Origin of the sequence: Ventrimonas faecis (genome assembly GCF_040096075.1) — a bacterium.
GTDB lineage: Bacteria > Bacillota > Clostridia > Lachnospirales > Lachnospiraceae > Brotaphodocola > Brotaphodocola faecis.
On sequence record NZ_JBBMFJ010000057.1, the window covers coordinates 1 to 7017 of the forward strand.

General features: G+C 44.9%; 8 protein-coding genes and 1 pseudogene. 7 read left to right on the forward strand and 2 right to left on the reverse strand.

All coding sequences use genetic code 11. The features are described from left to right. Positions 1–137: 137 nt before the first annotated feature. Entirely contained in the window at positions 138–614 is a 477-nt protein-coding gene (locus tag WMO41_RS15595; RefSeq protein WP_349230555.1) for a pyridoxamine 5'-phosphate oxidase family protein, read from the forward strand. Positions 615–755: 141 nt separating this feature from the next. Beyond that, positions 756–1184 carry a GNAT family N-acetyltransferase gene (locus WMO41_RS15600; protein WP_349230556.1) on the forward strand — a complete coding sequence of 143 codons (429 nt, stop codon included), beginning with the start codon at positions 756–758 and terminating at the stop codon, positions 1182–1184. 33 nt (positions 1185–1217) lie between these two features. Here the strand turns inward: WMO41_RS15600 and WMO41_RS15940 are convergent. Continuing rightward, positions 1218–1421 (reverse strand): annotated as a pseudogene (locus WMO41_RS15940) (transposase); the annotation flags it as partial. A gap of 46 nt (positions 1422–1467) precedes the next feature. Next, positions 1468–2412 carry a helix-turn-helix domain-containing protein gene (locus WMO41_RS15605; RefSeq protein WP_349230557.1) on the reverse strand — a complete coding sequence of 315 codons (945 nt, stop codon included), beginning with the start codon at positions 2410–2412 and terminating at the stop codon, positions 1468–1470. 408 nt (positions 2413–2820) lie between these two features. On the opposite strand from WMO41_RS15605, the gene WMO41_RS15610 reads away from it, so the two are divergent. The 5 genes from WMO41_RS15610 (at position 2821) to WMO41_RS15630 (ending at position 6946) form a co-directional block, all read left to right on the forward strand. Further along, entirely contained in the window at positions 2821–4110 is a 1290-nt protein-coding gene (locus WMO41_RS15610; protein ID WP_349230558.1) for an SLC13 family permease, read from the forward strand. Positions 4111–4150: 40 nt separating this feature from the next. Then, complete coding sequence (locus WMO41_RS15615) at positions 4151–5047, forward strand: alpha/beta hydrolase (RefSeq protein ID WP_349230559.1); 897 nt, start codon at positions 4151–4153, stop codon at positions 5045–5047. A gap of 33 nt (positions 5048–5080) precedes the next feature. After that, a complete protein-coding gene (locus tag WMO41_RS15620) occupies positions 5081–6229 on the forward strand; it encodes a mandelate racemase/muconate lactonizing enzyme family protein (RefSeq protein ID WP_349230560.1) in 1149 nt (382 codons plus the stop codon). A 138-nt stretch (positions 6230–6367) separates the two neighbouring features. Next, entirely contained in the window at positions 6368–6631 is a 264-nt protein-coding gene (locus WMO41_RS15625; RefSeq protein WP_349230561.1) for a hypothetical protein, read from the forward strand. A 30-nt stretch (positions 6632–6661) separates the two neighbouring features. Beyond that, positions 6662–6946, forward strand: a complete 285-nt coding sequence (locus WMO41_RS15630) for an AAA family ATPase (RefSeq protein ID WP_349230562.1) — start codon at positions 6662–6664, stop codon at positions 6944–6946. Positions 6947–7017 lie beyond the last annotated feature (71 nt).

The following is a 7017-nucleotide window of genomic DNA, read 5'->3' on the forward strand; positions in this document are numbered from 1 at the left end:
GCAGGCAAAAATCCCATTGCCGAAGGCAATTTTCAATGGATTTTTGCCCGTAACTGTGAGGGTACTGAACAGTTACGCAATCTGGTACAAATGTTTCTGAAGTAAAATCGAAATAGGACAAGTTAAGGAGGAAAATTATGTTTCGGACAATTCGGAAAAAGAGAAATGAAATTGATATCAACGCAGCGGAAAATCTTTTGCAGAACAGCCGGAGAGGTGTTCTTGCAGTGAATGGAGATGATGGTTACCCCTATGCGATTCCGGTCAATTATTTTTATGACAGGGAGAACCAGAAAATCTATTTTCATGGGGCACGGGCAGGACACAAAGTAGATGCTTTGCGAGCCAACGACAAGATATGCTTTACGGTTTATGGAAATGAAACCATTAAGGAAGAGGCCTGGGCACCGTTTATGCAGAGTGTCGTTGTATTTGGTAGATGTCATCTGATGGAAGCTGGAGAAAAAGCAACGGCGTTCTTAAAACGGTTTGCAATGAAATATTATCCGAACGAACAGCTGGTTGATGAAGAAATTGCTCAGGCCGGGAAAGCGGTGCAGATTTTCGAAATCGAAATTGAACATATAAGCGGCAAGGAAGTGCAGGAGCGGTAAAGGATCATGCGCATATTCTGGTGGACAATCGGTGAAATGCCAGACTATGAAAATTCATAGCGACTTATAAATTTACTAATATATAGTGGTTCAGTAAGACGGTAAAAATTCCGAATGAAGAAGTAAGTGTATTGGTGAAAAATGATTAGAAAATTACAGAAAGCAGATATAAACAGCGTAGCTGATATATGGTTAGACACGAATTTAAAAGCACATAAATTTATTCCTGCCCAATATTGGAAAAATAATTTCGAATTAGTGAAAGAACTGTTGTCTCAGGCAGAAGTCTATGTGTATGAAAGCGACCAGGAAATACAAGGTTTTATAGGACTAAATGGCAAGTATATTGAAGGAATTTTCGTATCGGATAAACTGCAGTCACAGGGGATAGGGAAACATCTGCTGGATTATGCAAAAGCGAAAAAGACCAAATTGCACTTAAATGTGTACCAGAAGAACATACGGGCAATACGTTTCTATCAAAGAGAGAAATTTGAGATTCAATGTGAAAGTCTGGATGAAGCTACCGGCGAAAAGGATTATGTAATGGTATGGGATAGGGAAAAATAGTGAAAGAGCTAATCCGCTTCTACCATATACAATACGTTTGAGGACTTTGAATTTGTTGTTGTTTCCTTCAACAAATCCAGAACTTACAGAAAGGGATATCGCATTCTTGACCGGAGTGATATCCCTTTTTATTCCATTACAAAATGATTCTATCTTGCTCTCACTATACTTTTCCAAATATTTATCCAGTTTCGTTTCGTCCCTCCCAAATAGTAATGCGTGAAATTCTTTGAACAGTTACGAAACTTCACAAGCAGTAACATGCGAAATGGTATGCTTTTTCTTATGCTCTCTCTTTTGACCAGTTCAGGTATTCTTTCAGTTTTTTCTGAACAAGTACGTCGCTGCTGGTAAGATAACGTCTTGTGGAATCACCGAGAACATGACCGGGAAGCAACTGGGCCCGGTATTCACTGGGAGAGCGGTGCAGTGTCTCACGAAAACGCTTATTGAAGCTTTTTAAATCAGAAAATCCGTTATCCAATGCGATTTCAGTCAGATTTTTATCAGTGGTGGCCAGTTCAATCAACGCATTCTGAAAACGCACCCGTGTCAGATATTCATAGAAATTCACCCCCACAGTATTTTTGAAAAGAGTGGAAATGTAGGTGCGGTTGTACTGGGCAAACTGTGACAGCTCTTCCAGCGACAGTTTTTCATTATAGTGCTGATCGATGTAGTTGAGAAGGCGATGCACCAGTTTGGCATGCTGTTCGTCCTGTTCCGGAAGAGATCTCACGGCTTCCGGCTGGAAGTGGCGGCACAGGATGGAAAGTATCATCTCCATACTGGCTTTTGCTGTCAGCTGGGCATAGGGTCCGCCTTGGATCGCAGCATCCAGAATCTGGGCTGCATAGAAACGAAGCCAGCGATAAGGTATGGCATCTCTGGTCTCGGTTGTGGTGTGACAGTTATGGAAACTGAACCTGGTTTCTTTCTTCAGGAATTGTTTGAACGCATCGGCAGAAAAATGGAGAACCAGTGCGCAGGTATTGGCTTCCCGGCTGAATGATGCGTGACCGGATCCGGGATCAATCAGAACAATGTCATCTTCCTGAAAAACGTTGGTTTCCGTATTACAGCAGAATTCCTGCGTGCCATGAAGCAGAATACCCAGTTCATATTCATCCGGGTGCCAGTGATAACGGTAATTCATGACTTCGTGGGAAAAGCAGGACAGATAAAGGTTATCCCGTGGCCACTGCATGTCAAAGTGAAGCTGATCCATATATAATCCTCCCCAAAATAAAATCCAAATAATTTCCATGTTCCATTTGTTTGGATGAGCATCGGAATCTGTGATCCTGTTGTTATATTAATCTATGTTTTGTCTGAGTGTCAATTATTTTCTTGTGAAAATGCACAACATATTTTCGAAAAATCTTTCGCTTTTATCAATCACACATGGAATATCAGGAAAATAAGACAGGGAAAATATTTGGATGAAATGAGACGATGCATATAGTGTTGTCGGAAAAGCAGGCATCATTCCGTGTTCGGATGGCAGAAAATATGTTAATTATATCCACGACAGAATCAGAAGGATCTGTTAAATTGTAGACATGGGTGACAGCCGCTGCCCGGGAAATGGCTGTCATGAGAATCAGGTGTATACAAAAAAGAAAGGGATATTATCATGACAACACAAATGATGATCTGTATCGTAATTTTTGCTGCAACCCTTGTCAGCTATATGCTGAACAAGATTCCCATGTGGATTACTGCAATGATTTCCATGTCAGCTCTGTTCGCAACCGGGTGTATTGATGCTGCAGGTGCACTGAGCGGTTTTTCCAACAACAACACCATCCTGATGGCAACCATGTTCATCGTGGCATCCGGTTTCCGCCGCACGTCTCTGGTTGACAGTATGTGCAGTGGTATTATGAAGGTAACCGGTGGTTCTTTTAAAATGGCTTATCTGGGGTATCTGCTTCTGGCAGCGATTCTGACTAACTTTATTGCCAGTCCTATGGTTGTGTATGCAATCGTAAGCCCGTTACTGACAGCACTTTGTGACAAGACAGATAACAGTCGATCTACTTATATGTTCCCAATTATGGTTGTGTGCATTTCCTGCTGTGGTATCCTGCCGCTTCCGACTGCAATTCAGATGGCTGGACAGTTTACCGGATTTATGGAGAGTTATGGCTTCGTCGGTATGACATTTAATCCGATGAACTTCCTGATCGGCTCATGGCCGATTCTGATTGTATCTATTGCATGGGCAATGTTCATCGGACCGAAATGTACGCCGAAGAATCCAGTTATCCCGATTGCAACCAAAGAGAATGGAGGCGCTGCAGCTAAGAAGCTTTCTCCAATGACTGATAAAATCGGTATCATTACCTTCTTTGGGACGATCCTTGCATTGATTTTCTCTGCTCAGTTAAAGCAGCCAACCTGGTTTATTGCACTGGTAGGAAGCCTGATTATGGTCCTGTTCGGCGTAGTAGATCAGAAAAATGCTCTTCGTGATATTCCGTGGGATATGCTGATGTTATTTGTTGGTGCACTGTCACTTGGTACCGCACTGACAAACACCGGTGCCGGCAATATGATCGGAGATGCGCTGGCAACAGCAGTAGGTGGAACCCATAATAATTACGTTCTCGGGGCACTGTTCTTCATCATTCCGTTCCTGCTGACGCAGTTTATGCTGAACCGTGCAGTTTCAGCAGTCTTTGTCCCGATCTGTCTTTTGACCAGCAGCTCCCTGGGAGCAAATCCCATAGGACTGATCCTGCTGGTGAATGCAGGCAGCCTGACTGCATTTATGACACCAATGGCAACTCCGGCAGTTGCAATGTGTATGGCAGATGGCGGATATGATCTGAAGTCTATCGTCAAGAGCGGCTCGATCATTACCCTGATACTCCCGATCGTTTATATTGCATATACCATGACGGTATTCCCTGCATTTTAAAATCGAGAAAAGTCAGGATCAGGCTGTTAGGAGGATAACCATGACAAGAGAAGAAATGATCAGACAGGCGGAAGTGATCCGTCAGAGAGATCGGTTCGGGTCGGTCAGCGCAGAAGAACTTGCTGCGCTGCCGGGGACAGAACAGGAACTGTACATTGATATCGGCGGGGGCCGTAAGGTTCATGTGTATGAAGAGCGTCCGGACAGCCTTCCGGATCAGGCGGCGCTGATTCTGAATTTTCACGGCGGTGGTTTTATCAAAGGACGGACAGACCGGGATCGCCGGTACTGCTGTTATCTGATGCAGCAGTTAAACTGTCTGGTTTGGGATATTGATTACTGCACGGCTCCGGAACATCCGTTTCCGGCAGCGGTGGAGGAAAGCTATGGGATTGCGGTTTATGCATATTCCCATGCAGAGGAACTGGGCATCGACCGGTCACGCATCGCGATGGCGGGACACAGTGCCGGAGGCAATCTGGTGGCTGCTGCCTGCATTAAAAATGCGGAACAGCAGGAATTCTCGCCCTGTGCATTGCTGATGGAATACTTCCCGGCGGACAATACCGTGAATCCGATTGAACGCCTGCCTCCGGAATTGCAGAAAAATGAATTCTGGGTGAAGCGTGCGCAGACTGAGAAGCTGTATACGGATTTTTATGTGGGGACGGCAGATCCGGCAGATCCATTGTGTTCTCCGCTGAAAGCATCATCGGAAGTTCTTGGCAGTTTTTCGCCGAGTCTGGTTATATCGGCTGGAGAAGACAGTCTGATGGAGGACACCGAGCGGTTTGGCCATAAACTGGCTGCTGCCGGCGTGACGGTAACGGCCACACGTATCTCAGAGGCAATGCATGGATTTACGGTAAACCGTACACCTGGCTGGGAAAAAGCCTTGCAGCTTCACTGCAGTTTTCTGAAGCCATATTTAGCCTGAATTTACAGGTTGACATAAAAAGGAGGAAATAAATTGAAGATCACGGACGTTAAATTAATCTATGCCAAGCATTATCTGTTTGTTCATATATATACGGATGCTGGCATCGTGGGACTGGGAGAGGCAGGAAACTGGGGATATCTGGATGCGACAGCCGCAGCTATCAACAAGTTTACTTCGTATCTGATTGGTAAGGATCCTTTTCGGATTGAAGACCTGAATCAGAACTTCTACCGTTCCGTATATTTCAGGGGATCAGTTATTATGAGTGCGATTTCTGCCATTGATATTGCATTGTGGGATATCAAAGGCAAGGCGCTGGGAGTTCCGGTATACGAACTTCTTGGTGGTAAAACAAGGGATAAGGTACGTGTATATGCATCTGTCATGACTAAGGAGACCGATCCGGAAAGTCTGACCAGAAGTTATCAGGAACTGAAAAAACAGGGGTTCACGGCAGCCAAAATCTTTGTCAACGGTCCTGTTTCCAGCCGCAATGACGGGCGGGATGAATTCTTTTCCGGACGAATCGAGGAGGAACTGGAAAAGGTTCGGATCTGCAGAGAGGCAGTTGGTCCCGATTTCGATTTCGTGCTGGAGGTACATCGCGGCATGACCGTACCAGAGGCGATTGCATTTGGACGGGAAGTAGAGAAATATCGCCCGATGGTATTGGAAGATCCGATTACACCGGACAATATTGACTCCATGGCACAGGTGGCTGCTCAGGTTGCGGTGCCCATCGCCACTGGCGAGCGTTTCATCAATCTGAGTGAGTTTGAAATGCTGATGCATCGTCATGCCGCTCGCTATATCCGTCCAGATGTATGTGCGGTAGGTGGCATCACCACAAGCAAGAAGATCTGTGCAGTGGCAGAAGCCAACGATGTACTGGTAATTCCGCATAATCCGCTGGGACCGGTATCCACGGCTGCATGTCTGCAGATCTGCGCAAGCATTCCGAATCTGGGCATTCAGGAGCTTCCCGGTTTCTGCCTGAATGGTGCGGAGGATAGGATGGTGAAGGAACCGCTGCGATTTGAAAATGGCTGCATGATGATTCCGGATGCGCCAGGTATCGGTGTGGAGCTTGCAGAGGATGCAGCGGAGCTGTATCCGGCAAATGAACGGGGAAGCAACGCTGCAAAGCGGGCATTTGACGGATCAGTGAAAGACTGGTGATGATTCCGTAAAACAGAATAGTGCAAATGGAACAGGAAGCAGATCATACGAAATGGTATGGTCTGCTTTTTTTGCTTGGCATTATTTTAAAATGTGCCAATATAAACACATGAATAGTTGTTCATAGAAAAAGAAGCAATGGTACTGAAGGTAGAGGATTTGAAAGCGTTTTTGAAAGAAAAAGGATTTCTGACTTTCGAAGGTTTTTCGTTTAATCAGCCGGAAGAACGTTTTATGAGACACAACTCGGATCAGAACTGGGAAGGCTGGATCTACTGGAGCTTTATTCTGTTGTTTCAGCGCCTGGAAGACGGCCCGGTTATGGAAAATGGCTGGTTTGTGGTGGACGCTGTCATATTTCTGTTTTATTATCCAGGGAAATGTGTTAGTATGAAGGAATAACAGGTATGAATATCAGAGGGAGGTGCAGATATGGGAAGTTATTTGAATCCGGGGAATCTTTCATTTCGAGGCAGTCTTCGATCTAAAATATATGTAGATAAAAGCGAATTGATAGCAAGGACCAACGAAGCTCTTTGCACAGAGCAGAAGTATATCTGCGTAAGCCGTCCGAGAAGATTTGGCAAGTCAATGGCAGTAAATATGCTTGCAGCATACTATGACCGAAGTGAACATACAGAAGAATTATTCCATAATCATGCGATCAGCAAAGATGAATCCTATAAGGAAAATCTGAATCAATATGATGTGATGTAACTGTTCAGTAGGTCTGCGCATTCACTGCGCTGACCGTATGAAAACATGGGCTTGCAGGCAAAAATCCCATT

What these genes read in the sequence shown, in the direction of transcription:
- WMO41_RS15595 (WP_349230555.1), top strand. Translation starts at nt 138, where the DNA reads ATGTTTCGGACAATTCGGAAAAAGAGAAATGAAATTGATATCAACGCA.
- WMO41_RS15600 (WP_349230556.1), top strand. Translation starts at nt 756, where the DNA reads ATGATTAGAAAATTACAGAAAGCAGATATAAACAGCGTAGCTGATATA.
- WMO41_RS15605 (WP_349230557.1), bottom strand. Translation starts at nt 2,412, where the DNA reads ATGGATCAGCTTCACTTTGACATGCAGTGGCCACGGGATAACCTTTAT.
- WMO41_RS15610 (WP_349230558.1), top strand. Translation starts at nt 2,821, where the DNA reads ATGACAACACAAATGATGATCTGTATCGTAATTTTTGCTGCAACCCTT.
- WMO41_RS15615 (WP_349230559.1), top strand. Translation starts at nt 4,151, where the DNA reads ATGACAAGAGAAGAAATGATCAGACAGGCGGAAGTGATCCGTCAGAGA.
- WMO41_RS15625 (WP_349230561.1), top strand. Translation starts at nt 6,368, where the DNA reads ATGGTACTGAAGGTAGAGGATTTGAAAGCGTTTTTGAAAGAAAAAGGA.
- WMO41_RS15630 (WP_349230562.1), top strand. Translation starts at nt 6,662, where the DNA reads ATGGGAAGTTATTTGAATCCGGGGAATCTTTCATTTCGAGGCAGTCTT.